At 66.0% G+C, this 324-nt stretch carries 1 protein-coding gene; it reads right to left on the bottom strand.

The features are described 5' to 3' along the window. On the bottom strand, positions 1-324 hold a 324-nt coding region (locus U858_RS34100), incomplete at both ends, for an efflux RND transporter permease subunit (RefSeq protein ID WP_042886106.1).

Here is a 324-nt window from a genome sequence, read left to right as displayed (position 1 = left end):
GGCCGACGGCAGGGTCGACAGAATGGTCAGCGGGTGGATGTAGCTTTCATACAGCAGCCCCAGCACGATATACACGGCGATCAGCGCGGCAGCGATCAGGTAAGGCTGGCTCGACAGCGAATCGCCGAAGGCCTTGGCCGTGCCCTGGAACGCCCCCGTCAGGCTGGCCGGCACGCCCATCTGGGCCTGCGCCTGCTGGATCGCCTGCACCGCATCGCCCAGCGAGGCGCCCGGCGCCAGGTTGAACGAGATCGTCACCGCGGGGAACTGCCCCTGGTGGCTGATCGACAGGTACGCGGTCTTGTTGGTGTCCAGCTTGATGAA

Origin of the sequence: Achromobacter sp. DH1f (assembly GCF_000633435.1) — a bacterium.
In the GTDB taxonomy this organism is placed as follows: Bacteria; Pseudomonadota; Gammaproteobacteria; order Burkholderiales; family Burkholderiaceae_B; genus Achromobacter; species Achromobacter deleyi.
This window is presented reverse-complemented; position numbering and strand designations above follow the sequence as displayed.